We start from the raw sequence: 24,161 nt of genomic DNA on the forward strand, positions 1-24,161 counted from the left end.
AATGCTGCGCTTTCGCAGCTTGGGCAGCGGCAGCTCAGGCAACGCCACTGTGGTGGAGGCAGGCGACGGATCACAGATTCGCCGCCTGCTGGTGGATTGCGGCTTCGGCATCCGGCAGCTGGCCACGCGGCTTGGCGCTGCGGGTCTGGGCATCGACCAGATCGATGCCATTTTCATCACGCACGAACATGCCGACCATGTGGGTTGCGCCAAAGCTTTGGCGTTGCGACACCGTATTCCCGTATGGATGAGCGCCGGCACCCACGCGGCACTGGGTTTTCCCGATCTGGATGGGCTGCTGCAGGTGGCCTACGACATGGCGCCGATCGACCTCGGTACCCTGTGCGCATTGCCCTTCACCGTGCCACACGATGCACGGGAACCGCTGCAATTGCGCTGCACCGATGGCGCCTCTCACCTGGGTCTGCTCACCGACCTGGGCCACGCCAGCAGCCATGTGCTGCAGCAACTGCAGGGTTGCCACGCACTTTTGCTGGAAGCCAACCATGATCCGGACATGCTCGAGGCATCCGGCTACCCCGCCTTTCTCAAGCGGCGCATCGGCGGCGAGCACGGACATCTGGCCAACCATGCGGCCGCCAGTATCCTGACGGCCGTTCGGCACGCAAGCCTGAATCGGGTGGTGGCGGCCCACCTCAGCGCTCAGAACAACCAGCCCTGGCTGGCACAACAGGCGCTGGCGCAGGCGCTGGACTGGCCGGCTCAGGCTGTGGACGTTGCCTCGGCCGTCGCAGGCACTGAATGGATCGACGTCACGCTGTCCCGCTAAGCGATGGATTCACACCCATCAGGCGGTTGGCGGGCAATACACACACCACTGTTGCGGGAATAGCCCCCCTGAACACGGAGGCCACCCACAAAAAAGCCCCGCACCTGCAGAGGTCGGGGCTTTCGGCTTCAGACACTCCAGCAAAGCTGGAAACCTCTGAAATCGTTTCTGGCTTTACTTGGCAGCAGAAGCGGCGTTGGTGGCTGCAGTAGCAGCAGCATCCACAGCAGCCTTGGCATCGGATGCGGCAGTGGCGGCTGCGTCCACAGCGGTCTGGGCGCCAGTGGCGGCCGTGGCGGCAGCGTCAGCAGCAGCCTTGGCAGCGTCTACAGGAGCAGATGCGTCAGCGGCGGGAGCCGGAGCTTCCACAGGAGCTGGGGCAGGAGCAGCAACGGGCTCTTCTTTCTTGCCACAAGCGGCAAGGGCAGCAGCAGCGATCAGAGTAGCCAGAACGAGGGATTTCTTCATTTCAATTTTCCTAAATAGACAGACAAAGAACCGGAATTGCCACCACGATCAGCTTCGACATCTGTTGACGCGTTGGTGGAATGCATTTGCATGCGTTTCAGCGCAGTCGGAAATTATATTGGGGATTCGTCAATACCGACTAACACTGACTGAGCGCAAGCAATGCATTCAATCTTTCAGATACACATCAGTATTAACGCTACAAGCCCAAAGTGGTTGACGGAAAGCCAGGAGAACTTTTACTCCGCAGCCACTCATTGAGCGATTCACGCAGCAAAACGCGCCGATCCGGTTCGAACCCGCTGACCCCCACACAGTGCAAGGGATCAATCCGGTGCAGCACCCAGGCGGGAGACCACAAAACACTGGGAAGGTCCAGCGGATCTGCCGACGGGCTGCGCCGGCAGGTAATGATGTGATCCCAGGTGCCGCGCCAGCGCACAAAGCGCGCATGCCGCCGAATCACCTCATCAAACGTGCAGGCCAGCATGGTGAATCGCCGGCCACTGCGCGCCCACTGCTGCAATGACTCGATCACGGCGAGTTCACCCAACGGCCAGTCATGGAAATTGGCATCACTCACCACGATCTCCGTCCAGCCGTCGCGGGCAGCCGTAGCCAGACCATTGCGCACCAACTGCATGAAGGCATCCCGACCGCTGAACCGCCCCGAAGGCAAGTCAGGCAGCGCAGGAGCTGAGGGCGCCGCATCGGTCATGGGGTTTCCTTGGCCTCTTGACAGGCATGGGCCCAGCCGGCGTCGCACCAGGCAGACAACAGCTCCAGGGCATCGTCACTCGCACGCGCCAGATCGCGGCTTTGCAGCCGGCGCTGATCCGCCAGGCGCCGCATCAGCGTGGCGTCACGGCCTGCCGCACGATAGCTTTCCCCATTGATGAAAACGTGGTGCGCGTCATACATCATGCGGGTGCGCCGATCCAGCGCAACGCCCTCCAGCATCACCCCTGCGTCATTCGCCTCGAACCACACGCTGGGCTTGGGCTCGGTCAGGTACTCCCCCAGCGCGCGCTCCAGCACCAGCGGCTCACTCAACGCGCGTTGCAGAGCCTCGCGGGCAAAGTCGTGCAACCGATCCGGGATGGCGGCAGGCTGCTCCACCGCTTCCTGGCCCGCGTCGCGGTACAGCACGGGCGCATCCTCCTCGCCCGCATCTTCCGCCACCCGCATCAGGAGTTCCTGGGCCAGCTCTGCACGGGCCGGAGCACGGAACCCGATCGAGTAGGTCATGCACTCCCCTTCGGCGATACCGTCATGGGCATACCTGGGCGGAAGGTACAGCATGTCCCCGGGCTCCAGCACAAACTCCTGTTCGGGCTCGAACTGCGCCAGCACTTTCAGCGGAATATCATCCCGCAGGCTCAGGTCTTTCTGGCGCCCGATGCGCCAGCGGCGGCGCCCGTGGGCCTGCAGCAAAAATACGTCGTAACTGTCAAAATGCGGGCCCACGCCTCCACCGTCACTGGCGTAGCTGATCATCAGATCATCGAGCCGCGCCTCCGGAACAAAACGGAATTGCTGCATGAGGGCATGCACCTGGTCGTCGTGCAGATCGACACCCTGCACCAGCAAGGTCCAGTCAGGCTGCTGGAGGACAGGCAATGCACGGCGCGAAAACGGTCCGTGGCGCAGCTTCCAGACATCCTTGACCTTTTGCACCAGCCGGGCTTCCACACCCTCCTGTGCAGCCAGGGCAAAGAGACCGGCACGCAGCACGGGAGGCTTGAATCCGGGGATGGCCTGGCGTACCAGCAAGGGCTTTTTCTGCCAGTGCCGCTGCATGAATTGCGCGGGGGTCAGGCCACCAAGGAGGGGGAGGGGTTGCTGGCTATCCATGAATACCTGTCCGCCCCATGACAGGGCCATTGATCAAACTGCGACAATTCTCCTATGGAAATTACCCAACAATGCGTGGTCGCACTGACGTGGACCCTGAAAGACACCCTCGGCGAAGAACTCGACGTGCTCGATGACCCTGTCGAATTCCTGGTGGGCGGCGATGACCTGCTGCAACGGATAGAGGAAGCCCTGCAAGGCCACGGCCCTGGCGCCACACTTGCGCTCCACCTCGAACCCGAGGATGCCTTTGGCGACTTCGACGATCAATTGCTGTTCCTGGAACCCCGCAACCTCTTCCCCCCCGAAATCGAAGAAGGCATGACGTTCGACGGCAGCGCGCTGCCGGAGGGCGTCAACCCTTCTGCGCCCCGCAGCGGGCTCTACACCGTGACGGAAATCTATCCAGACCATGTGGTACTGGACGGGAACCACCCTCTTGCCGGCATTGCACTGCGGCTGCAACTCACGGTGCGGGGGGTGCGCGAAGCCACCGAAGACGAGATTGGCAAAGGCACTGCAGGCACGGGCTTCTTTCGGATTCAGCCCCAGGCGCCTGGCAACTCGCTGCTGCATTGAATGCCACGGCGGCCGGCTGCGGCCGCCGTGGTGTGCCTGCTATTTACAGCCGGGAAATCTGGCCGTTGTAGAGACGCACCCGGTCACCAGGGCGCAGGTCGCCCGGATGGCTCACGTCATAGGAACGATAGCCCCCCTGGTCGAGCTGAATCGAGATGCGGTAGCCTTGTACCTCTGCGCCACCGGCATCGCGGTTGCGCCCTTCGATGGCATTTCCTGCCAATGCGCCACCGACCGCGCCCACCGCTGTGGCGGCAGTGCGGCCCGAGCCCCCACCCACCTGGTTGCCCAGCACCCCGCCCACCACGGCGCCCAGCACGGCACCGACACCGGTGGTCTGCCCCTGGCTGCGCGCCTGCAGCACTTCAATGTTGGCCACACGTCCATACTCGGTGCCCATGGGCTGGTTCGAATAGATCGGCGCATTGCTCTGGTAACCCCCGGAGGAATATCCGCCCGAAGGGTATTGGGTTGGGTATTGCGAGGGGTAAGGCTGCTGCGGCGCACATGCGGCCAGCGCTCCCAGCAAAAGGGCAGAGCCTGCCAGTGTGGCGAAACGTGTGATCTTGCGCATAGGGGTTCTCCTTGAAATATTCCAGTGGTGGCAGGCCGTGGCGAAGTCATTGCCCCTAGCCACCCAGTGAATCGATTGAAGCATGGGCCCGAGGTTCCCCGGGACGGTGAAGTACGAACGCAAAGGTCGGCCTGGAGCTCTGCACCGCGTAGGAATGCGCCGACACACCGATGGTACAAAAACGGCCCCAGGGCCACCCGTCGCCACTCACCCCTTGCCGGTGGAGCCGTAGCCGCCCTCGCCGCGCGTGGTGGCCTCGAACTCGGTCACCACATTGAACCGCGCCTGCACCACAGGAACAATCACCAGCTGGGCCAACCGCTCCATGGGCTCTAGCGTGAAGGGCACCGTGCTGCGATTCCAGGCACTGACCATGAGCTGCCCCTGGTAATCGCTGTCGATCAGACCCACCAGATTACCCAGAACGATGCCATGTTTGTGCCCCAGCCCCGAGCGGGGCAGGATCAGCGCAGCGTAACCGGGGTCTCGGATGAACACGGCGATGCCCGTGGGCACCAGATGCCAGGCATTGGGGGCCAGCACCAGGGGCGCATCCAGGCAGGCCCGCAGGTCCAGGCCCGCGCTGCCCGGCGTGGCATAGGCCGGCAACTGTTCGGCCATGCGCGGATCGAGAATCTTGACGTCAATCTTCACTTCTTGCTTTCTGATGCGTAGTGGTGGGAGTGCGGGAACATTCGGGGCTCGTCCGTGAGCACTTGCCCCGCATGAGAGTCACAGTGCCGGCGGTGCGAACCACTGCCGCGCACCGGCCAGGCACCCACGGCCTGCGCTTGCGGATTCACCGGGGAGGCAGGCGCCGGGCGATCTCGGCAATCAGCTGTTGGGCCAGTACACGCTTGGAGGCCCGGGGCAGCTCGCGATGCCCCTGCGCATCCACCAGCAGCAGGGCATTGTCGTCCTGCCCGAAGGTGGCGGGGCCGATATTGCCCACCAGCAGCGGCACGCCCTTGCGCTGGCGCTTGGCCGTGGCGTGCTGCAGCAGATCGTGGCTTTCGGCCGCGAACCCGACGCAATACAGGTCGCCCACCAGCGCATGCTGCGACTGGGCCACGGTCGCCAGGATGTCGGCGTTTTCAACAAAACCCAGCACCGGCATCTGGCCCGAGCCATCCTTCTTGATCTTCTGGGTGGAGGGCATGGCAGGCCGCCAGTCGGCCACTGCCGCTGTCGCGATGAAAACGGAAGCTGCCTGCGCACGCTGTTCAACCGCCGCAAGCATTTCCTGTGCCGATTGCACATCCACGCGGTGCACACCACGGGGCGTTGGCAGATGCACGGGTCCCGCGACCAAAGCGACCTCGGCGCCCGCCTCCCGGGCGGCACGCGCAATGGCAAAGCCCATCTTGCCGCTCGACAGATTGGTAATGCCGCGCACCGGATCGATCGCTTCGAAGGTCGGGCCCGCCGTGATCAGCACCTTGCGGCCCGACAGCAGCTTGGGCGCAAAAAAAGCCACCAGCTCGTCCAGCAGCTCCAGGGGTTCGAGCATGCGCCCGTCGCCCGTCTCACCGCAGGCCTGGTCGCCATGGCCCACGCCCAGCACCACGGCGCCATCCTGTGCCACCTGGGCCAGGTTGCGCTGGGTGGCCGGGTGGGCCCACATCTCGCGGTTCATGGCCGGCGCCAGCAGCAGCGGCACGCGCCCCGTGGGCCGCGCCAGGCACAGCAGGCTCAGCAATTCATCGGCCCGCCCCTGTGCCAGGCGCGCCACGAAATCGGCGCTGCACGGCGCAATCACAATGGCATCGGCCTCGCGGCTCAGGTTGATGTGGGGCATGTTGTTGGCCTCGCGCGTGTCCCACTGCGAGCCATAGACCGGCCGCCCCGACAAGGCCTGCATGGTCACCGGCGTGATGAATTGCTCCGCCGCCTCGGTCATCACCACCTGCACGGTGGCACCCTCCTTGATGAGCTGGCGGCACAAGTCAGCCGCCTTGTAGCAAGCCACGCCCCCGCTCAGACCCAGAACAATGTGTTTGCCAGCAAGCTCATTCATGGACGCGAATTTAGCAGACGGCAGAAGGCCCCGCCGACCCCGCTTGCCGGGGGGCCATCTATAATTCCGATTTCCCACCACCAAAAAAGACATGACCAAATTTGTCTTCGTCACCGGCGGTGTGGTGTCTTCCCTCGGTAAGGGAATCGCCTCAGCCTCCCTTGCCGCGATCCTCGAATCGCGGGGACTCAAAGTCACCCTCATCAAGCTTGACCCCTACATCAACGTAGATCCGGGCACCATGTCGCCGTTCCAGCACGGCGAGGTTTTCGTGACCGACGACGGCGCGGAAACCGACCTCGATCTGGGCCACTACGAGCGTTTCATTGAAACGCGCATGAAGAAGTCCAACAACTTCACCACCGGCAAGATTTACCAGTCGGTGCTCGAAAAAGAGCGCCGTGGCGACTACCTGGGCAAGACCGTGCAGGTCATCCCGCATGTCACCAACGAAATCCAGGAATACATCAAGCGCGGTGCCGGCATTGGCACCGAGGATGCGGTGGACGTGGCCATTTGCGAAGTGGGTGGCACCGTGGGCGATATCGAATCGCTGCCGTTCCTTGAAGCCGTGCGCCAGTTGAGCCTCAAGCTGGGCCCCAACAACTCGGCTTTTGTGCACCTCACCTACCTGCCCTGGATTGCCGCGGCCGGCGAGCTCAAGACCAAGCCCACGCAGCACACCGTGCAGGAGCTGCGCAAGATCGGCATCCAGCCCGACGCCCTGCTGTGCCGTGCACAGAAGCCGGTGCCCGAAGAAGAGCGCGAGAAGATTTCGCTGTTCACCAACGTGCCCGAATGGGGTGTGATCAGCATGTGGGATGTGGACACCATCTACAAGGTGCCCCGCATGCTGCACGAGCAGGGCCTCGATGGCCTGATCTGCGACAAGCTGCGCCTGAACACCCCGCCCACCAGCCTCAAGCGCTGGGACGAGCTGGTGTATGAAACCGAACACCCCCGGGGCGAAGTCACCATCGCCATGGTAGGCAAGTACGTGGATCTGTCGGACAGCTACAAGTCCGTCAACGAGGCACTGCGCCACGCGGGCATGAAAAACCATGTGCGCGTGAAGATCGAGCACCTGGACTCCGAAACCATCGACCACGCCAACGCCGCTGAAAAACTGGCCCGGTACGACGCGATTCTGGTCCCCGGCGGCTTCGGCAGCCGCGGAGTGGAAGGCAAGATCAGCACGGCCCAGTTTGCCCGCGAGCACAAAGTGCCCTACCTGGGCATCTGCCTGGGGATGCAGGTGGCCACCATCGAATACGCGCGCCATGTGGCGGGCCTGGCCAACGCCAACAGCACCGAGTTCGATCCCACAACGCCCCACCCCGTGATCGCCCTGATCACCGAGTGGAAGGATGCGGACGGTACCATCAAAAAACGCGACGAAAACTCGGACCTGGGCGGCACCATGCGCCTGGGCGCGCAAAGCTCGGATGTGCAAAAGGGCTCACTGGCCCACAGCATCTACGGCGACGTGGTGACCGAGCGCCACCGCCACCGTTACGAAGCCAACGTGAACTACCTGGACCAGCTGCGCAAGGCGGGCCTGGTGATTTCAGCCCTGACGCAGCGCGAGCAGCTCACCGAAATCGTCGAGTTGCCCAGCGCTGTGCATCCCTGGTTCATCGGCGTGCAGTTCCACCCCGAGTTCAAGTCAACGCCCTGGAACGGCCACCCGCTGTTCAACGCCTTCATCGAGGCGGCCGTGGAACACCAGAAGCAAGCGGCGCAAGCCTGAGGGAAACTACCATGCAACTGTGCGGATTCAACGTCGGCCTCGACCAGCGCTTCTTCCTGATCGCGGGCACCTGCTCCATCGAAGGCCTGCAGATGTCGCTGGACGTTGCCGGCCAGCTCAAGGAGGCCTGCACTGCGCTGGGCATTCCCCTGATCTACAAAGGCTCGTTCGACAAGGCCAACCGCTCGTCTGGCACAAGCCAGCGCGGCGTGGGCCTGGAAGCGGGCCTGAAGATCCTGGACGAGGTGCGCCGCCAGTTGCAGCTGCCCATCTTGACCGATGTGCACGACGCATCCCAGGTGGCCGAGGTGGCCAGCGTGGTCGATGTGCTGCAAACGCCCGCCTTCCTGTGCCGCCAGACGGATTTCATCCGCGCCGTGGCGCAAAGCGGCAAGCCGGTGAACATCAAGAAGGGCCAGTTCCTCGCGCCCTGGGACATGAAGAACGTCATCGACAAGGCCCGCGCGGCTGCGGCGGAGGTGGGCCTGTCGGAAGACCGCTTCCTCGCCTGCGAGCGCGGCGTGAGCTTTGGCTACAACAACCTCGTGGCCGACATGGCCAGCCTGGCCGAAATGCGCAAGTCCGGCGCGCCCGTGGTGTTCGACGTGACCCACTCGGTGCAAAAACCCGGCGGCCTGGGCGCCGTGAGCGGCGGCGCCCGCGACATGGTGCCGGTGCTGGCCCGCGCCGGTGTGGCTGTGGGCGTGGCGGGCCTGTTCATGGAAACCCACCCCAAGCCGGCCGAGGCCTGGTCGGACGGGCCGAACGCCGTGCCGCTCAAGCACATGAGGGCCCTGCTGGAAACCCTGGTGGCGCTGGACGACGTGACCAAGAAGAGCGGGTTCCTTGAGAACCACTTCGACGCCTGATTGGCAGTATATTTTTGGTAGCTAGAAGCGATTACCCCATAAGCGCTACAGGCCAAGATGGCCTGAAAAATTTTAAACTTCCCATCCAAGGAAAACCATGAGTGCCATTGTTGACATCGTAGGCCGCGAAGTGCTGGACAGCCGCGGCAACCCCACCGTCGAATGCGACGTGCTGCTTGAGTCGGGCGTGATGGGCCGTGCCGCCGTGCCCTCGGGCGCATCCACCGGCTCGCGCGAAGCCATCGAGCTGCGCGACGGCGACAAGAGCCGCTACCTGGGCAAGGGCGTGCTCAAGGCCGTGGAACACATCAACACCGAAATCTCCGAAGCCGTGCTGGGCCTGGACGCTTCGGAGCAAGGCTTTCTGGACAAGACCCTGATCGACCTCGACGGCACCGAGAACAAGAGCCGCCTGGGCGCCAACGCCATGCTGGCCGTGTCGATGGCCGTGGCCCGCGCTGCGGCCGAAGAATCGGGCCTGCCGCTGTACCGCTACCTGGGCGGCATGGGCAGCATGCAACTGCCCGTGCCCATGATGAACGTCATCAACGGCGGTGCGCACGCCAACAACAGCCTGGACCTGCAGGAATTCATGATCATCCCCGTGGGTGCACCGAGCTTTCGCGAGGCCGTGCGCTGGGGCGCCGAGGTGTTCCACGCGCTGAAAAAGATCATCCACGACAAGGGCATGAGCACCGCCGTGGGCGACGAAGGCGGCTTTGCGCCATCGGTGGAAAACCACGAAGCTGCCATCCAGCTCATCCTGCAGGCCATCGAAGCCGCCGGCTACACCGCAGGCGAGCAGATTGCCCTGGGCCTCGATTGCGCGGCCAGCGAGTTCTACAAGGACGGCATGTATGTGCTCGAAGGTGAAGGCGGCCTGAAGCTCACCGCCCAGCAATGGACCGACATGCTGGCATCATGGTGCGACAAGTACCCCATCATCAGCGTCGAAGACGGCATGCACGAAGGCGACTGGGACGGCTGGAAGATCCTGACCGAACGCCTGGGCAAGAACGTGCAGTTGGTGGGCGACGACCTGTTCGTCACCAACACCAGGATCCTGAACGAAGGCATCGACAAGGGCATCGGCAATTCGATCCTCATCAAGATCAACCAGATCGGCACCCTGACCGAAACCTTTGCCGCCATCGAGATGGCCAAGCGCGCCGGCTACACCGCCGTGATCTCGCACCGCTCGGGTGAAACCGAAGACAGCACCATCGCCGACATCGCCGTGGGCACCAATGCCGGCCAGATCAAGACCGGCTCGCTGTCGCGTTCGGACCGTATCGCCAAATACAACCAGCTGCTGCGCATCGAAGAAGACCTGGGTGAAATCGCCCACTACCCTGGCCGCGCTGCGTTCTACAACCTGCGCTGAAGCATGCCAAGCGCCTGGCTCCGCTGCGCTCGCCCCACGGCCCCCGTACGCCCTGTGGCGGTGGGGCAGTGGCTGGGTGCAACGGATGGCACACACCTCCTTTCCAGGCGTACCATTTAAGCCATGGTGTCCCGTCTGGTTCCCGTTGTCCTGCTGGCCCTGCTGGCAGCCCTGCACGCCCAGCTCTGGCTGGGGCGGGGCAGCATTCCGCGCGTGCAGGAGATGCAGCGCCAGCTGGCCACGCAGACAGCCGCCAACGACCAGGCCCGCCAGGCCAACGAACGCCTGAACTCCGAGGTGCACGACCTCAAGGAGGGGCTGGACATGGTGGAAGAAAAGGCACGCAGCGAGCTGGGCATGGTCAAGCCCAACGAGGTCTACGTGCAATACACACCCCGCTGAACCGCCAGGCCGTCATCTTGCCTGCGCCGCAGACCATTGCCCTGCTGGGGGCCCCCGGCACCGGCACGGCCGAACTGGCCGAGGCCCTGAACCTCCGTCTCGCCGATGCCACGCTCACGGCCCAGGCCATTGCACTGGCAGATGCCCCGCATCTGCCCGACGCGATGCGCCACACCCTGCACAGCGCCGCCATCACCTTGCTGATGGGCCTGGATGCGCCCTGCCCCGCACCCGAGCAAGCGCGGCGCGAGGCTTTCGACGCACGCCTGCGCGCCCTGCTGACAGATGCGGCCGTGCGCTACCAGGTGGTGTACGGCCAGGGGGCCCAACGCATCGACAATGCATTGCACGCTATTGAAGCAGTAGCAACAAAAGCACGATCAAAAAGCGCAAGAAACCAGCTTGACGACAAGCCCATGCGCCTGCGCGCCTGGGATTGCGAGAAATGCAGCGACCCCGACTGCGAGCACCGCCTGTTCAGCACCCTTGCCGGCCGGGGCACGGCCCAACGCGTCGCAGGGCTTACTGGATTCCGGGAGACACCGGAGGCTGGCTGACGGCCGGCGAGACAAAGATCTGCGCCGCATCCACCGCGTCGAAGCGGTACTGCTGCCCACAGAATTCGCAGCCCACCTCGACATCGTCGCGCTCGGCCAGAATGCTCTCGATCTCGTCCCGGCCCAGGTTGCGCAGCATGTTGCCCACGCGTTCGCGGCTGCAACTGCAGGCAAAGCGGGGCCCGGTTTCACCCTGCTGCGGCTCGAAACGCAGCAGCTTTTCTTCCCAGAAGAGGCGGCGCAGGATGGTGTCCACATCCAGGGTCAGCAGTTCCTCGCGGGTCAGGCTCGATGCCAGGTGGGCAATGCGGTTGTAGTCCTCGTTGCGGCCGATCTGGTCTTCATTCTCGCGGTGCGTCAGGCCTGCCGCCAGGTTGCCCTCACCCTTGAGGGGCATGCGCTGGATCAGCAGGCCGGCCGCCACGGTGTCGTTGGCCGCCAGCACCAGCACGGTATCGAGTTGCTCGGATTGCAGCATGTAGTGCTGCAGCACATCCGACAGGCGCTCAAGCTTTTCATGCTGATCGCCATGCAATGGCACCACGCCCTGGTAGGGTTGCTGGCCCGGGTGGCGGTCCTTGGGGTCGAGCGTGATGGCGCAGCGCCCGCCGCCCGCCACATTGAGCATCTGGCTCAGGCGCGCACCGTCGGCCACGGGGCCGTTGACCGTGGCGGTGGCACGCAGGCTCAGGTCGGACTGCACCTCGGCCACGGCCAGCTTGACCGGGCCGTCGCCAAACACCTGCAGCACCAGTGCACCGTTGAACTTGATGTTCGACTGCATCAGCACGCCGGCAGCGGCCATTTCGCCCAGCAGCTCGCGCACAGGCGCGGGATAGGGGCCGGTGGCGGTGTTGCTGGCGCGGCGCTGCAGGATGTCGGTCCAGGCCTCGGTCAGGCGCACCAGCATGCCGCGCACGGGCATGCCATCGAAAAGAAACTTGTGGAGTTCAGACACGCAGGGGATTCCCGGAGAAATAAATCGGCAGCGGCATTCAGCCGATTCTGTGCAGGCCGTTTTGAAAGCGGCGTGCGTTGTCCATGTAGTGCCGGGCACTCTGGCGCAAGCCCTCGATCTGCTCGGGGCTGAGTTCGCGCACGGCTCGGGCAGGGCTGCCGATGATCATGGAACCATCCGGAAACTCCTTGCCCTCGGTCACCAGCGCGCCCGCGCCCACTAGGCAGTTCTTGCCGATCCTGGCGCCGTTGAGCACGATGGCGCCGATGCCGATCAGTGTTTCGTCGCCAATGGTGCAGCCGTGCAGCATGACCTGGTGGCCCACGGTCACGCGCTCACCCACCACCAGCGGCTTGCCGAAGTCGGCATGCAGCACGCTCGCGTCCTGGATGTTGGAACCCGCACCGATGGTGATGGCCTCCGTATCGCCGCGCACCACGGTGCCAAACCACACGCTGGCGTCCTCGCCCAGCGTGACGTTGCCGATCACCTGCGCACTGTCGGCCACCCAGGCCGAATCCGCCACACGGGGAGCCGCGCCATCCAGTTCGTAAATCGCCATGCACCATACTCCGTAAAAATGGATCTGCCTGTTGGTGACAGAGCATGTGCTCTGGCCCGCAGTGCAGGGCCTAGAATTGTAAGGATGGAGCTTCGCCAACGTGCACTGCAGGTCTTGTGCCTCTCAGACCCAGAACAAAAAACGGCCGCAGCAATTGATTTTCATGCGCAAGCAGCTACGTTTTCAATAGCAGAACAAACCCCCACTGTCCCGGTGGATGCCTGCGCCCTGCCCGGCCATCCCGAGCGCCCGGCATTGCTGCGTCACACCGAGGTCGCTCGCCGCTCCCCGGCCACGGCCGAAGGCCGCGCCGTTCTCATCCACGCCATCGCACACATCGAGTTCAACGCGATCAACCTGGCCCTCGATGCGGTCTGGCGTTTTGACGGCATGCCGCAGGCCTATTACCTCGACTGGTTGCGCGTGGCGGCCGAAGAGGCCAGGCACTTTCGGCTGCTGCGCGACCACCTGCGCCGACAGGGCCATGACTACGGCGATTTCCCGGCCCACCAGGGCCTGTGGACCATGTGCGAGAAGACCCAGCACGACATCGTGGCCCGCATGGCCCTGGTGCCGCGCACCATGGAAGCGCGCGGGCTCGATGCCACGCCGCAAATACAGCGCAAGCTGCGCCAGGTGGGCACGCCCGATGCCCTGGCAGCCGCAGGCATCCTCGACACCATCCTGCACGATGAGGTGGGCCACGTCGCCATTGGCAACCACTGGTACCGCTGGCTGTGCGCGCGCCAGGGGCTGGACCCCGAAACCCTGTACGGCGAGCTGGTGCGCCAGTACGAGGCGCCGCGGCTCAAGCCACCGTTCAACGAGGCCGCGCGCCGCAGCGCGGGCTTTACCGAAGCCGAATTGCTGTGGTTGCAGCAGGGCTGATCGAGGCACCCCGATCACCGGTTTTTTCCACCATCGCCAGAGGCCGCGTGTGTCCTCCTGCGCGGGCACCGAAGCGCTGGTGGGCAAGAAGCCCATCTTTGTCAATGGCACCCACGAAAGCCCGACGGGGCCACCTCGAATGGGTGGACCCCGACAAGGTCATGCTCGAAATATCCCCTGTGCCACACCGCTGGCGCCGAGGTGGCAATCCGTTCCAGGGATACCGGTTCGCCCGCCCCGCGCTCACCGAGGCCAAACTGCTCCCGGCCTCGCAGGCCGGCATCACCCGTGCATCAACCTGGCCCATCTGCAGGCACTCGCCTGGGCGGACCAGCGCACGGATTGATCTCCCGAGCAGCGGCCCCGGTCTAGAATGCCCCGGAACCTCTCCCGCAACCCCTGACCAGCGACACCCATGTCGAGCACCCACGAACAAGACATCCCGGCAGCCGCAGTCACCGCATCCGATGGCACAGAGAACGAAAATCTGGCCATCATCGCGCGCCAGGCCATCGTGGATGCCAACCGTGCGGTCTATGGCTACGAGCTGTTCGACCGCACCACGGCATCGAACTCCCACACCGCAGCCAGCGATGCCGCACTGCTGTTCAACGCCCTGTCGCATGCTGGCACCGAAGCCCTGGTCGGCAAGAAAACGGTGTTCATCAACTGCACGCACGAAAGCCTGGCAGGCGGTCATCTGGAGCTCATCCACCCCGACAAGGTGGTGCTGGAGGTTCCCCCGCTTGCCGATAGCGCCACGGCCGAGGACATCGAAGCCCGGGTTGCCACGCTGGACGCCCTGCGCACCCGCGGTTTCCGGCTGGCCTTCGACCAGAACGTGCTCAAGCCCAGCTACGTCTCGTGGCTGCCGCTGGCAGGCTTCATCAAGCTGGACATGCAGGCCTTCAAGCCCGAACTGGCGGGCACGCTGGTCAAATTTGCCAGTATCCACAGCCAGGCCACGCTGGTGGCGGAGAAAGTGGAAACCTCCGAGCAGTATCAGCTGATGGCGGACCTGGGGGTCCAGCTGTTCCAGGGCTACTGGTTCGCCAAGCCCTCGCTGGTCAAGGCCACCACCATCCGCCCCTCCCGGGCGACCATCATCCAGTTGATCAACCTGGTGCACAAACAGGCCAGCACCGCTGAAATTGAAGACCTGCTCAAGAAAGACCCCACGCTATCTTTCAACCTGCTGCGCTTCATCAACTCCTCGGGTTTTGGCCTGTCGTGCGAGGTCACCTCGTTCCGCCATGCGGTCATGATCCTGGGGCTCAAAAAACTGTTCCGCTGGGCCGCCTTGCTCATGACCACCTCGCGCGCGGGTGGCGCGCCGCCAGCCATAGGCACCACGGCGGTAGTGCGGGGCCGGCTCATGGAACTGCTGGCGGCCGAACTGCTGCCCCCCGAAGAATGCGACAACGCCTTTGTCGTGGGCGTTTTCTCGCTGCTCGATGTGATGCTGGGCGTGCCGCTCGAAAAAGCCCTCGCCTCGGTGGCATTGCCAGAGCCCGTGACGGATGCGCTGCTGCATGGCACGGGCGTGTTTGCGCCGTTTCTTGAACTCACGCAGGCCTGCGAAAGCGGCGACGAAGTGGCATTCGCCAAGGCAGCAGAGGCCCTGCACCTGTCCAACCGCCAAGTCAACTGGGCCCACCTGCAGGCCCTGACCTGGGCCGAGAGCCTGGGCGAAGAGTAATCCGGCGGCAGCGCCGCCCGGACGGAACCGCAGCGGCTTGAGCCCCGGGCTCAGTTGCCCTGGATACCTGCACTGCGGATGATGCGGGCGTTGTTCTCGGATTCCAGCGCGATCTGGCGGGCAAACTCGGCCGCCGTTCCACCCGTCGGCACGTTGTCGGTGGCATCGAGCTTGTTGCGGATGTCGGGCTGCGCCAGCGCCTTGTTCAGCTCGGCATTGAGCCGGGCCAGCACGGCGGCAGGGGTTTGCGCCGGCGCATAGATGCCGAACAGCGACGACATGTTCGCGGCCGGCAGCCCCAGCTCCGCCAGCGTGGGCACATCGGGCAGGCTGTCGAGCCGTGCGGGCGCGCCCACCGCCAGGGCCTTGAGCTTGCCCGACTTCACATGCTGCAGCACGGCCGGGCCGGCATTGGTGGAAAGCACCTCGAACTGCCCGCCGAGCGCATCGTTCATCTGCTGGCCACCCCCTTTGTAAGGCACGTGGGTGATCTGCACCTGGGCGCTGGCCATGATCTGCTCCAGCATGATGTGGCCCAGCGAGGCCGGGCCCGAGGTGGTCCAGCGAATCTCGCCAGGTTTGGCGCGCGCGGTGGCCAGCAGATCGCGGAAGTCGCGCGCCTTGCTGGCGGGCGTGCCCAGCAGCAGCACCGGCGAATACATCACGCTGACCACGGGGGCGATGTCCTTTTTCGGATCAAAGGGCGACTTGCCCAGGTGCGGGTTGAGCGCCAGCGGACTGATGGAGGCAAAGCCCAGGGTGTAGCCGTCAGGGGCGGCCTTGGCCACCGCATCCACGCCAATGCTGCCGCTGGCGCCGGCCTTGTTTTCAATCACCACCGGGGTGCCCAGCTGCACTGCCAGCTTGTCTGCCAGTGCGCGCGCCACCGTGTCGCTCACCCCTCCCGCGGGGTAGGCCACCACGATGCGGATGGGTTTGGCAGGCCAGGCTGCCGCTTGCGACTGGGCGTGGCCCAGGGGCGCCAGGGCGCTCAGGCACAGAGAGGCCAGCAGGCGGCGACGGCTTTGGAATGGCATTGCGGGGCTTTCAAAAATCGGGAAAAGAGCGATTTTCGCGCAGATCACGGGGCTGCGCCCGCGCACTTTTCACCCCCGTGGATGGTGGCGTTCGTGCAGCGCCTTCAGGCGCTCGCGCGCCACATGGGTGTAGATGGTGGTGGTGGAGATATCGACATGGCCGAGCAGCAGCTGCACCACCCGCAGGTCTGCGCCATGGTTGAGCAGATGGGTGGCAAAGGCATGGCGCAGCGTATGCGGCGACAGCGGCACCGTGATGCCCGCCACCGCGGCCCATTTCTTGACGATCATCCAGAAACTCACGCGCGTCATGCCGGCGCCGCGCTGGGTGACAAACAGGTCCTCGGTCTGCTGGCCGCCCAGGATCACGCCACGCGATTCCTGCAGGTAGCGCTCGATCCATAGCCGGGCCTCCTCGCCAAACGGCACCAGACGTTCCTTGCTGCCCTTGCCCATCACCCGCAGCACGCCTTCATTCAGGCCGAGTTGAAAGGTCTTGAGCGTGACCAGCTCGGTCACACGCAGGCCGCTGGCGTACATCAGCTCCAGCATGGTGCGGTCGCGCAGGCCCAGCGGGGTGCCCACGTCGGGGGCGTTCAGCAGGGCCTCGACCTGCGCCTGCGACAGGGTTTTGGGCACGCGCAGCGGCTGGCGCGCCGCCTCCAGCCGCACCGTGGGATCGGCGCGGATGCGCCGCTCGCGCAGCGCCCAGTGGAAATAACGCCGCAGCACCGTCAGGCGCCGGTTGGCCGACGTGGCCCGCGTCTGGGCATGGCGCTCGGCAAAGTAGGCCTGCAAGTGGTGCTCGGCCGTGCCATCCAGCGCCAGCGCGGGCTGCTGCTGCGCCAGCCAGGTGGCGTACAGCGTGAGGTCACGCCGGTAGGCCGCCAGCGTATTGCGCGCCAGGCCATCCTCCAGCCACAGGGCATCCACAAAGGTATCGATGGCGGTCAGGCTGGCTGCGAGCATGTAAGAATCTGTTCAAAAAACCATAGCACGTAAAAAAGCCGCCCGGTGGTGCGGGCGGCTGCAGGGGGCAAGGTGGGGGATTATTCCAGCGTGAGTTTCTGCTTGGCCACCACGTCCTTGTAGACCGCGTACTCGGCCTTGATCTGCGCGCTGAACTGCTCCGGCGTGTTGCCCACGATGAGCGAGCCCGTGTCTTCGATGCGTTTTTTCACGGCCGGATCTTCCAGCGCCTTGCGCACGGCGGCATTGACCTTGTCGACGATATCCTTGGGCAGCCCCTTGGGGCCCACGATGCCGTAGTAGGCCATGCGGTTCACCGGCTCCAGGCCCAGCTCCTTGAAGGTGGGCACATTGGGCAAGGCCGCCACGCGCTGGGGTGCGGCCACCACGATGGGCACCAGGCGGTTCTCCTTGATGAAAGGCAGCGCCGAAGGCAGGTTGTCAAAGATCATGGGCACCTGGCCGGCCACGGTGTCGTTCAGTGCGGGGCCTGCACCGCGGTAGGGGATGTGGGTCACGAAGGTGCCCGAGAGGTTCTTGTACAGCTCCATCTGCAGGTGGCCGATGCCGCCCGTGCCCGACGAGGCATACGAGTATTTGCCAGGCGACTTCTTGACCTCGGCCACGAACGACTTGTAGTCCTTGGCTGCGAAGCTGGGGTGCACCGCAATGATGTTGGGCGTGGCCGCGATGTTGATGATGGGCGTGAAATCGGTCAGCGGGTTGTACGGCGTCTTGGGGTTGATGGCCGGGTTGGCCGCCGTGGTGGACACCGTGGCCACGCCGAGCGTGTAGCCATCGGGTGCCGACTTGGCCGTCTCGTTGGCGCCCACGATGCCGCCGCCGCCCGACTTGTTTTCCACGATCACGCTCTGGCCCAGCGCACGGCCCAGCGGGTCGGCAATGACGCGGGCGATGATGTCGGTGGTGCCACCGGGTGCAAAGGGCACCTGCAGCTTGATGATCTTGGTGGGATAGCCCTGGGCCGCGGCGGTGCCAGCAGCGGCCGCGAGGGTGAGAGCGAGCCATTGACGACGATGCATTCAGTTCTCCTTTGTGAGGGTGACAGACCGGCCAATGGTATGCGCAATACGTGTACGCCTCGCCCATGGATTCCCCATAGGGGCTAACCCGCAGCCAACAGCCCCATCAGGTATTCTCGGCGCCGTGAATTACGCCCAGCTCCTTCTCCCCGACTTCACCCTCATCCTCTTTGGCTACCTGGTCTGCCGCTACACCGCCCTGAACCGTTCGGTCTGGCAGCCGGTGGAGAGCCTGGTGTACTACCTGCTGTTTCCCGTGCTGCTGTTCCAGTCCATCGTGAAAAGCCCGGTGGACGTTCGGGCCGCCTCCGGCCTGATCGGCGCGGGGGTGCTGTCGGGCCTGGCCGGCATTGCACTGGCCTACAGCCTGCCGCACTGGCCCTGGCTCGGCAAGCGGCTGGACGCCCGTGACCATGCGGCCAGCGCCCAGGTGGCGTTCCGCTTCAATTCCTTCATCGGCCTGGCGCTGGCCGAGCGGCTGGCCGGGGCGCAAGGCCTGCTGATGATTGCCGTGCTGATCGGTGTCTGCGTGCCCCTGTTCAACGTGGCGGCCGTGTGGCCCATGGCACGCCACGGCCAGCACGGCTTTGCACGCGAGCTGCTGCGCAACCCGCTCATCGTCGCCACCGCATCGGGACTGGTGGCCAACCTGCTGGGCTTTCGCATCCCCGTGTGGCTGGAACCCACCGTGAGCCGCATCAGCGCTGCCTCGCTGGCGTTGGGGCTGATGGCAGCAGGCGCGGGCATGCAGTTCGGCCTGCTCACGCGCAGCAAGATGCTGAGCACCGCCGTGCTGTCCATCCGCCTCCTGGCGCAGCCGCTCATTGCCTTCGGCATGGCGCGCCTGTTCGAGCTCAACCCGGTGCAGACCACCGTGCTGCTGGCTTTTTCCGCCCTGCCCACCGCGTCCACCTGCTACGTGCTGGCGGCGCGCATGGGCTACAACGGGCCCTATGTGGCAGGTCTGGTGACGCTTTCGACCCTGCTGGGCATGGTCAGCCTGCCCTTTGCGCTGGGTTTTTTGCGATGAATGTCCAGGCGTGCACACCCGACCCACGCCGCCCCAGCTCCCGCACGCCGGCACGCTGCCAACCACGGTGCTACTGGCCAGGGAATGAAATTCCCGTTTTGATAGCTGCCAGCACTTACCCGACCAGCGCCAGCGGCACTTGTCATTCAAGCCCCAGCGCCCAGGCCACATGCTCGCGCACCAGTGCGCTGGCGTCCTCGGCCCGCGACTGCAGCGCCGCACGCAAGGCCTCGTCGCCCGTGGCGTGCAGCGCGTTGCCCAGCGCCACGGCCACGTTGCGCAGCCAGCGCTCATGGCCGATGCGGCGGATGGGGCCGCCCTCGGTCATGCGCAAAAATGTGGCCTCGTCCCAGGCAAACAGGTGCACCAGCTGCTGGCCCGCCAGCCCGTTGCGCTCGTCAAAATCCGGCAGGCGGCTGACCTGGGCGAACTTGTTCCAGGGGCAGATCAGCTGGCAGTCGTCACAACCATAGATGCGGTTGCCCATCAGCGGGCGCAGCTCCACAGGGATCGGCCCCGCGTGCTCGATGGTGAGGTACGAGATGCAGCGCCGCGCATCCAGCCGGTGCGGCGCAATGATGGCCTGCGTGGGGCACACATCGATACAGGCGCTGCAGCTGCCGCAGTGCGCGCTGACAGGCTCGCTCGGCGGCAGGGCCATGTCCACGTAGATCTCGCCCAGAAAAAACATCGAACCCGCCTCGCGGTTGAGCACCAGCGTGTGCTTGCCGCGCCAGCCCTGGCCGCTGCGCGAGGCCAGTTCGGCCTCCAGCACCGGCGCCGAATCGGTGAACACGCGGTGGCCGAAAGGGCCTATGGCCTCGGCAATGCGGTCGCTGAGCTTTTGCAGGCGCGCGCGCAGCACCTTGTGGTAGTCGCGCCCCCGGGCATACACCGACACAATGCCCTCCTCGGGCCGCGAAAGGCGCGCCAGCTCGATGGCCTGCCAGCCCTCGGGCGCCTGCACTGGCGTAACGCGCGGCAGGTAGTCCATGCGCGCGGTGATCACGCTCACGGTGCCCGGCACCAGTTCGGCCGGGCGGGCGCGCTTGAGGCCGTGCGCCGCCATGTAATGCATGTCGCCATGGAACCCTTGCGCCAGCCATTGCATCAACCCGGGCTCGGACGCGGACAAATCCACCCCCGCCACGCCAATTTGGGAAAATCCCAGTTCGCGGGCCCAATCCCGCAATTGAGGAACGAGTTGACTGTTGCACCACATATCGGCCGGATTGTAGAAACTGCCACCGCCGAGGCTCCCGCCAACACCCCGCGTGTGCTGACCTGGCACAGCGAGGACGACACGGCAGCCTTTGCCCGCGCCCTGGCAGCACAGCCCCTGCTGGCCAATGCCTTCCTCACGCTGCATGGCGACCTGGGCGCCGGCAAGACCACCCTGGTGCGCCACCTGCTGCGCGCCCTGGGCGTGCAGGGGCGCATCAAGAGCCCCACCTACGCCGTGGTCGAGCCGCACGAAGCCCCGGGCCTGGCGATCTGGCACTTTGACTTCTACCGCTTTGACGACCCGCGCGAATGGGAAGATGCGGGTTTCCGGGATATTTTTGCCAGCCCGGGCCTCAAGCTGGCAGAATGGCCAGAGAAGGCTGCAGCACTTACCCCGCCTTCGGACCTTGCTATACACATTGAAGCAATTGATGACACCGAAAGGAAAGTCACGCTGCATGCCCCCACCCCCCTGGGCCGCAGCCTGCTGCAAGGAATGACCGCATGACCCCTGCCACCGGCCAGCCACGGCCTGCAAAGCCTTCCGCCCCATCGCGCCGCACCGTGCTGCAGGCCGGCAGCCTGGTGCTGCTGCTGGGCACGCAGCAGATAGCGCGGGGCGCCACGATCGTGGCGGTGCGCGTGTGGCCCGCGCCCGAGTATTCGCGCGTCACCATCGAATCCGATGGGCAACTGACCACCAAGCAGTTGTTCGTCACCACCCCACCCCGCCTGGCAGTGGACATCGAAGGCATCGACCTCAGCCCCGAGTTGCGCGAACTGGTGGCCAAGGTCAAGGCCGACGACCCCAACATTGCCGGCATCCGCGTGGGCCAGAACACACCAGGGGTGGTGCGCCTGGTGATCGACCTCAAGCAAGCCGCCATGCCCCAGGTCTTCACGCTGACGCCCGTGGCCGCCTACGGCCACCGGCTGGTGCTGGACCTGTACCCTGCACAGCCCGTGGACCCGCTGGAAGCCCTGATTGCCGAGCGCCTGCGGGATGCACCTGCTGCCCCGGCTGTGGCCACAGCGCCCGCTGGCACCCGGGCCGGCGCGGCGCCACACGCCACCGCCGCAGCCTCGCCCTCTGCCGAGACAGACCCCCTGGGTGAGCTGATGACCCAGCGCGCCACGCGTGCGCTGCCACCCGAAGCGTCCCCGGCCGTGGTCACCGCCACAGCCCCCGCCCCGGCACAGCCCACCACACCGCCGGCACGCAGCACCGGCAGCTCCCGGGCCAGTACCCAGCAGACCGACCGCATCATCATCGTGGCGCTGGACCCCGGCCATGGCGGCGAAGACCCCGGCGCCATCGGCCCGGCCGGCACCCGCGAGAAAGACGTGGTGCTGCGCGTGGCCCACCTGCTGCGCGACCGCATCAACGCCACAACCGTGGGCGGCAACCCCATGCGCGCCTACCTCACGCGCGATGGCGACTACTTCGTGCCGCTGGGCACCCGTGTCGAGAAAGCGCGGCGCGTGCAGGCCGACCTGTTTGTCAGCATCCACGCCGACGCCTTCACCACGCCCGCAGCGCGCGGTGCCAGCGTGTTTGCACTGAGCCAGGGCGGCGCCTCCAGCACCGCTGCGCGCTGGCTGGCGAACAAGGAAAACCAGGCCGACCTGGTGGGTGGCCTGAACATGCAGTCGAAAGACCAGCATGTGCAGCGTGCCCTGCTCGATATGAGCACCACGGCGCAGATCAACGACAGCCTCAAGCTGGGCACCGTGCTGCTGGGCGAAATCGGCAACGTGGGCAAGCTGCACAAGCCGCGCGTGGAGCAGGCCGGCTTTGCCGTGCTCAAGGCGCCCGACATTCCGAGCGTGCTGGTCGAAACCGCCTTCATCAGCAACCCCGAGGAAGAAGCGCGCCTGCGCAGCAGCGCCTACCAGGTGCAGCTGGCGGACGCGCTGATGCGCGGCATCACGCGCTATTTCGCCAAGAACCCGCCGCTGGCGCGCAGCCGGTCGGTTTAGAGTCGATCCATTCATCCTGCTGCACAGGAGACAACCCATGGCACTTACCCACACCCCTTCTGGCCAGGTCGTCAGTATCCTGCCGCTCGGCGACCGCCTGGCACAGGCCACCTCCAGCGCCATCCTCAAGGCCGGCCAGCTGGAAGTCATGCGCGTGGTGCTGCTTGCCGGCAAGAGCATGCGCGAGCACCACACCCCCGGTGAAGCGACCGTGCAGTGCCTGGAAGGCACGGTGGAGTTCAAGGCCGGCGGCGACATGCACTTGCTGCGCGCGGGTGATCTGGTGCACCTGCAGCCACGGGCCCTGCACGCCCTGACGGCCGTCGAGGACGCCTCGCTGCTGGTCACCCTCTGCCTGGCGCCGGGCTGAGCACCGGCACGCGCCCGGCGCAGGCCGGAGCCGGACCAGCCCACCAGCCCCCAGTGGCGCCCCTGTCCTACACCATCCGGTCGGGGCTTCCTACAGCGCAGCATCCAATGGCGCGCGATAGTGGGGTCGTGGCCCCGCGGTGGCCCTGATGGCCTTGCCGCCACGGTCTTTCCACAGCACTTTCAAAGGATTCCCGCCATGAAAATCCGTTTCGCTCTTGCCACCTCTGTCTGCGCTGTCACCCTGGCCCTGGGTGGATGCGCTTCCAAACCCACCAATGCCCAGATCGGTACCGGCGTAGGCGCCGTGGTCGGGGGCGTTGCCGGCAATGCCGTGCTGGGCGGCACACTGGGCACCGTGGGCGGTGCCGCCGCTGGCGCACTCATTGGCAACGAACTCGGCAAGGACCGCGACCAGTCCAAGCCCCGTCGCTGATTCAGCGCCACAAAAAACAAGGGCCTGGCGCAGACATGTTCCGCGCCAGGCCCTTGTTTTTCTCGGCCCCCTCAGACCGCGTCGGCCTTGCGGCCCGCACGCCAGGCGCCGAAGATGGCCATCAAGCCGGGAATGAAGATCATGGCCCAGATGATCTTGTCCAGGTTGTCCTTCACCCAGGCAAAGTTGCCAAAGAAATAGCCAGCTGAGCAGATCCCCAGCACCCAGAGCAGGGCGCCACCGACATTGAAGGCGGTGAACTTGGCCCGCCCCATCTGTGCCACGCCGGCCACGAACGGAGCAAACGTACGAATGAACGGCATGAAGCGTGCAATCACGATGGTGATGCCGCCATAGCGTTCGTAAAAATCATGGGCCTGGTTGAACGCCCGCCGGTTGAACCAGCGCGAATCTTCCCACTGGAACACCCTGGGACCAAAGTAACGGCCAATCGAATAATTGCACTGGTCGCCCAGGATGGCCGCGGCGATCAGCACGGCGCTGGCGAGCGGAAAACTCATCATCCCCGCACCGCACAGCGCGCCCACGATGAACAGCAGCGAGTCGCCCGGCAGAAATGGCATGACCACCACGCCGGTTTCCACAAACACGATCAGGAACAGCAGGGCATACACCCAGGCCCCATAGCTGGCGACAAAGGCTTCGAGGTATTTGTCGACATGCAGGATGAAGTCGATCAGAAAGGTCACTAATTCCATGGA

27 protein-coding genes are annotated in these 24,161 nt (G+C 65.1%); 14 read left to right on the forward strand and 13 right to left on the reverse strand.

Annotated elements, in window-relative coordinates:
- The first annotated feature begins 1 nt into the window (after position 1).
- Entirely contained in the window at positions 2 to 790 is a 789-nt protein-coding gene (locus BLW02_RS03465) for an MBL fold metallo-hydrolase (protein ID WP_092697048.1), read from the forward strand.
- A 174-nt stretch (positions 791 to 964) separates the two neighbouring features.
- On the opposite strand, the gene BLW02_RS03470 is transcribed toward BLW02_RS03465, so the two are convergent.
- The 3 genes from BLW02_RS03470 to BLW02_RS03480 form a co-directional block, all read right to left on the reverse strand.
- A complete protein-coding gene (locus BLW02_RS03470) occupies positions 965 to 1,258 on the reverse strand; it encodes a hypothetical protein (protein WP_092697049.1) in 294 nt (97 codons plus the stop codon).
- 199 nt (positions 1,259 to 1,457) lie between these two features.
- Positions 1,458 to 1,976, reverse strand: a complete 519-nt coding sequence (locus tag BLW02_RS03475) for a hypothetical protein (RefSeq protein WP_092697050.1) — start codon at positions 1,974 to 1,976, stop codon at positions 1,458 to 1,460.
- Positions 1,973 to 3,112, reverse strand: a complete 1,140-nt coding sequence (locus tag BLW02_RS03480) for a cupin domain-containing protein (protein WP_092697215.1) — start codon at positions 3,110 to 3,112, stop codon at positions 1,973 to 1,975. The genes BLW02_RS03475 and BLW02_RS03480 overlap by 4 nt, the downstream gene beginning before the upstream one ends.
- A 54-nt stretch (positions 3,113 to 3,166) precedes the next feature.
- Here BLW02_RS03480 and BLW02_RS03485 point away from each other — a divergent pair, with 54 nt between their 5' ends.
- Positions 3,167 to 3,691, forward strand: a complete 525-nt coding sequence (locus BLW02_RS03485) for an FKBP-type peptidyl-prolyl cis-trans isomerase (RefSeq protein ID WP_092697051.1) — start codon at positions 3,167 to 3,169, stop codon at positions 3,689 to 3,691.
- Positions 3,692 to 3,734: 43 nt separating this feature from the next.
- Here the strand turns inward: BLW02_RS03485 and BLW02_RS03490 are convergent, their stop codons facing one another.
- From BLW02_RS03490 to coaBC, 3 genes are all read right to left on the reverse strand, one after another.
- On the reverse strand, positions 3,735 to 4,265 hold the full coding sequence (locus BLW02_RS03490; protein WP_092697052.1) for an outer membrane lipoprotein: 531 nt from the start codon (positions 4,263 to 4,265) through the stop codon (positions 3,735 to 3,737).
- A 207-nt stretch (positions 4,266 to 4,472) separates the two neighbouring features.
- Positions 4,473 to 4,919, reverse strand: coding sequence for a dUTP diphosphatase (dut, locus tag BLW02_RS03495; protein WP_092697053.1), 447 nt, complete (start codon positions 4,917 to 4,919; stop codon positions 4,473 to 4,475).
- A 145-nt stretch (positions 4,920 to 5,064) separates the two neighbouring features.
- Positions 5,065 to 6,282, reverse strand: a complete 1,218-nt coding sequence (gene coaBC / locus BLW02_RS03500) for a bifunctional phosphopantothenoylcysteine decarboxylase/phosphopantothenate--cysteine ligase CoaBC (protein WP_092697054.1) — start codon at positions 6,280 to 6,282, stop codon at positions 5,065 to 5,067.
- Between the two features lie 91 nt (positions 6,283 to 6,373).
- Here coaBC and BLW02_RS03505 point away from each other — a divergent pair, with 91 nt between their 5' ends.
- The 5 genes from BLW02_RS03505 (at position 6,374) to BLW02_RS03525 (ending at position 11,244) form a co-directional block, all read left to right on the forward strand.
- Positions 6,374 to 8,032 (forward strand): CTP synthase, encoded by a 1,659-nt coding sequence (locus tag BLW02_RS03505; RefSeq protein WP_092697055.1) that lies wholly within the window; start codon positions 6,374 to 6,376, stop codon positions 8,030 to 8,032.
- Positions 8,033 to 8,043: 11 nt separating this feature from the next.
- A complete protein-coding gene (gene kdsA, locus BLW02_RS03510; RefSeq protein ID WP_092697056.1) occupies positions 8,044 to 8,901 on the forward strand; it encodes a 3-deoxy-8-phosphooctulonate synthase in 858 nt (285 codons plus the stop codon).
- A gap of 97 nt (positions 8,902 to 8,998) precedes the next feature.
- Positions 8,999 to 10,285: a phosphopyruvate hydratase gene (gene eno / locus BLW02_RS03515; RefSeq protein WP_092697057.1), complete on the forward strand. Its 1,287-nt coding sequence runs from the start codon at positions 8,999 to 9,001 to the stop codon at positions 10,283 to 10,285.
- A 123-nt stretch (positions 10,286 to 10,408) separates the two neighbouring features.
- Positions 10,409 to 10,687 carry a septum formation initiator family protein gene (locus BLW02_RS03520; RefSeq protein ID WP_026436361.1) on the forward strand — a complete coding sequence of 93 codons (279 nt, stop codon included), beginning with the start codon at positions 10,409 to 10,411 and terminating at the stop codon, positions 10,685 to 10,687.
- A gap of 17 nt (positions 10,688 to 10,704) precedes the next feature.
- Positions 10,705 to 11,244 (forward strand): hypothetical protein, encoded by a 540-nt coding sequence (locus BLW02_RS03525; protein WP_092697058.1) that lies wholly within the window; start codon positions 10,705 to 10,707, stop codon positions 11,242 to 11,244.
- Here the strand turns inward: BLW02_RS03525 and hslO are convergent.
- Entirely contained in the window at positions 11,210 to 12,202 is a 993-nt protein-coding gene (hslO, locus tag BLW02_RS03530; RefSeq protein WP_092697059.1) for an Hsp33 family molecular chaperone HslO, read from the reverse strand. The genes BLW02_RS03525 and hslO overlap by 35 nt on opposite strands.
- A gap of 37 nt (positions 12,203 to 12,239) precedes the next feature.
- On the reverse strand, positions 12,240 to 12,764 hold the full coding sequence (locus BLW02_RS03535; protein WP_092697060.1) for a gamma carbonic anhydrase family protein: 525 nt from the start codon (positions 12,762 to 12,764) through the stop codon (positions 12,240 to 12,242).
- 84 nt (positions 12,765 to 12,848) lie between these two features.
- Between BLW02_RS03535 and BLW02_RS03540 the strand changes: the two genes are divergently transcribed.
- A complete protein-coding gene (locus BLW02_RS03540; RefSeq protein WP_092697061.1) occupies positions 12,849 to 13,652 on the forward strand; it encodes a ferritin-like domain-containing protein in 804 nt (267 codons plus the stop codon).
- Between the two features lie 415 nt (positions 13,653 to 14,067).
- On the forward strand, positions 14,068 to 15,351 hold the full coding sequence (locus tag BLW02_RS03545; RefSeq protein ID WP_092697062.1) for an EAL and HDOD domain-containing protein: 1,284 nt from the start codon (positions 14,068 to 14,070) through the stop codon (positions 15,349 to 15,351).
- Between the two features lie 50 nt (positions 15,352 to 15,401).
- On the opposite strand, the gene BLW02_RS03550 is transcribed toward BLW02_RS03545, so the two are convergent.
- From BLW02_RS03550 to BLW02_RS03560, 3 genes are all read right to left on the reverse strand, one after another.
- Positions 15,402 to 16,388 (reverse strand): Bug family tripartite tricarboxylate transporter substrate binding protein, encoded by a 987-nt coding sequence (locus BLW02_RS03550; RefSeq protein ID WP_092697063.1) that lies wholly within the window; start codon positions 16,386 to 16,388, stop codon positions 15,402 to 15,404.
- A 69-nt stretch (positions 16,389 to 16,457) separates the two neighbouring features.
- The gene (gene xerD, locus BLW02_RS03555; RefSeq protein WP_092697064.1) at positions 16,458 to 17,357 is read right to left on the reverse strand and encodes a site-specific tyrosine recombinase XerD; all 900 of its coding nucleotides are present in this window, start codon (positions 17,355 to 17,357) and stop codon (positions 16,458 to 16,460) included.
- A gap of 80 nt (positions 17,358 to 17,437) precedes the next feature.
- Entirely contained in the window at positions 17,438 to 18,400 is a 963-nt protein-coding gene (locus tag BLW02_RS03560) for a tripartite tricarboxylate transporter substrate binding protein BugE (protein ID WP_092697065.1), read from the reverse strand.
- A gap of 124 nt (positions 18,401 to 18,524) precedes the next feature.
- Here BLW02_RS03560 and BLW02_RS03565 point away from each other — a divergent pair, with 124 nt between their 5' ends.
- Positions 18,525 to 19,430: an AEC family transporter gene (locus tag BLW02_RS03565; RefSeq protein ID WP_092697066.1), complete on the forward strand. Its 906-nt coding sequence runs from the start codon at positions 18,525 to 18,527 to the stop codon at positions 19,428 to 19,430.
- 142 nt (positions 19,431 to 19,572) lie between these two features.
- Here BLW02_RS03565 and queG read toward each other — a convergent pair whose 3' ends face one another.
- Complete coding sequence (gene queG, locus BLW02_RS03570) at positions 19,573 to 20,622, reverse strand: tRNA epoxyqueuosine(34) reductase QueG (RefSeq protein ID WP_092697067.1); 1,050 nt, start codon at positions 20,620 to 20,622, stop codon at positions 19,573 to 19,575.
- A gap of 12 nt (positions 20,623 to 20,634) precedes the next feature.
- On the opposite strand from queG, the gene tsaE reads away from it, so the two are divergent.
- The 4 genes from tsaE to BLW02_RS03590 all read left to right on the forward strand — a co-directional run bounded on the left by tsaE (position 20,635) and on the right by BLW02_RS03590 (position 23,439).
- A complete protein-coding gene (tsaE, locus tag BLW02_RS03575) occupies positions 20,635 to 21,162 on the forward strand; it encodes a tRNA (adenosine(37)-N6)-threonylcarbamoyltransferase complex ATPase subunit type 1 TsaE (protein ID WP_092697068.1) in 528 nt (175 codons plus the stop codon).
- Positions 21,159 to 22,634, forward strand: a complete 1,476-nt coding sequence (locus BLW02_RS03580; RefSeq protein WP_092697069.1) for an N-acetylmuramoyl-L-alanine amidase — start codon at positions 21,159 to 21,161, stop codon at positions 22,632 to 22,634. The genes tsaE and BLW02_RS03580 overlap by 4 nt, the downstream gene beginning before the upstream one ends.
- A 37-nt stretch (positions 22,635 to 22,671) precedes the next feature.
- On the forward strand, positions 22,672 to 23,004 hold the full coding sequence (locus tag BLW02_RS03585; RefSeq protein ID WP_092697070.1) for a cupin domain-containing protein: 333 nt from the start codon (positions 22,672 to 22,674) through the stop codon (positions 23,002 to 23,004).
- 198 nt (positions 23,005 to 23,202) lie between these two features.
- Positions 23,203 to 23,439 carry a glycine zipper 2TM domain-containing protein gene (locus BLW02_RS03590; RefSeq protein WP_092697071.1) on the forward strand — a complete coding sequence of 79 codons (237 nt, stop codon included), beginning with the start codon at positions 23,203 to 23,205 and terminating at the stop codon, positions 23,437 to 23,439.
- A gap of 71 nt (positions 23,440 to 23,510) precedes the next feature.
- Here the strand turns inward: BLW02_RS03590 and BLW02_RS03595 are convergent, their stop codons facing one another.
- Positions 23,511 to 24,158, reverse strand: coding sequence for a DedA family protein (locus tag BLW02_RS03595; protein ID WP_092697072.1), 648 nt, complete (start codon positions 24,156 to 24,158; stop codon positions 23,511 to 23,513).
- Positions 24,159 to 24,161 lie beyond the last annotated feature (3 nt).

The organism is Acidovorax soli, from assembly GCF_900107605.1.
In the GTDB taxonomy this organism is placed as follows: domain Bacteria; phylum Pseudomonadota; class Gammaproteobacteria; order Burkholderiales; family Burkholderiaceae_C; genus Acidovorax; species Acidovorax soli.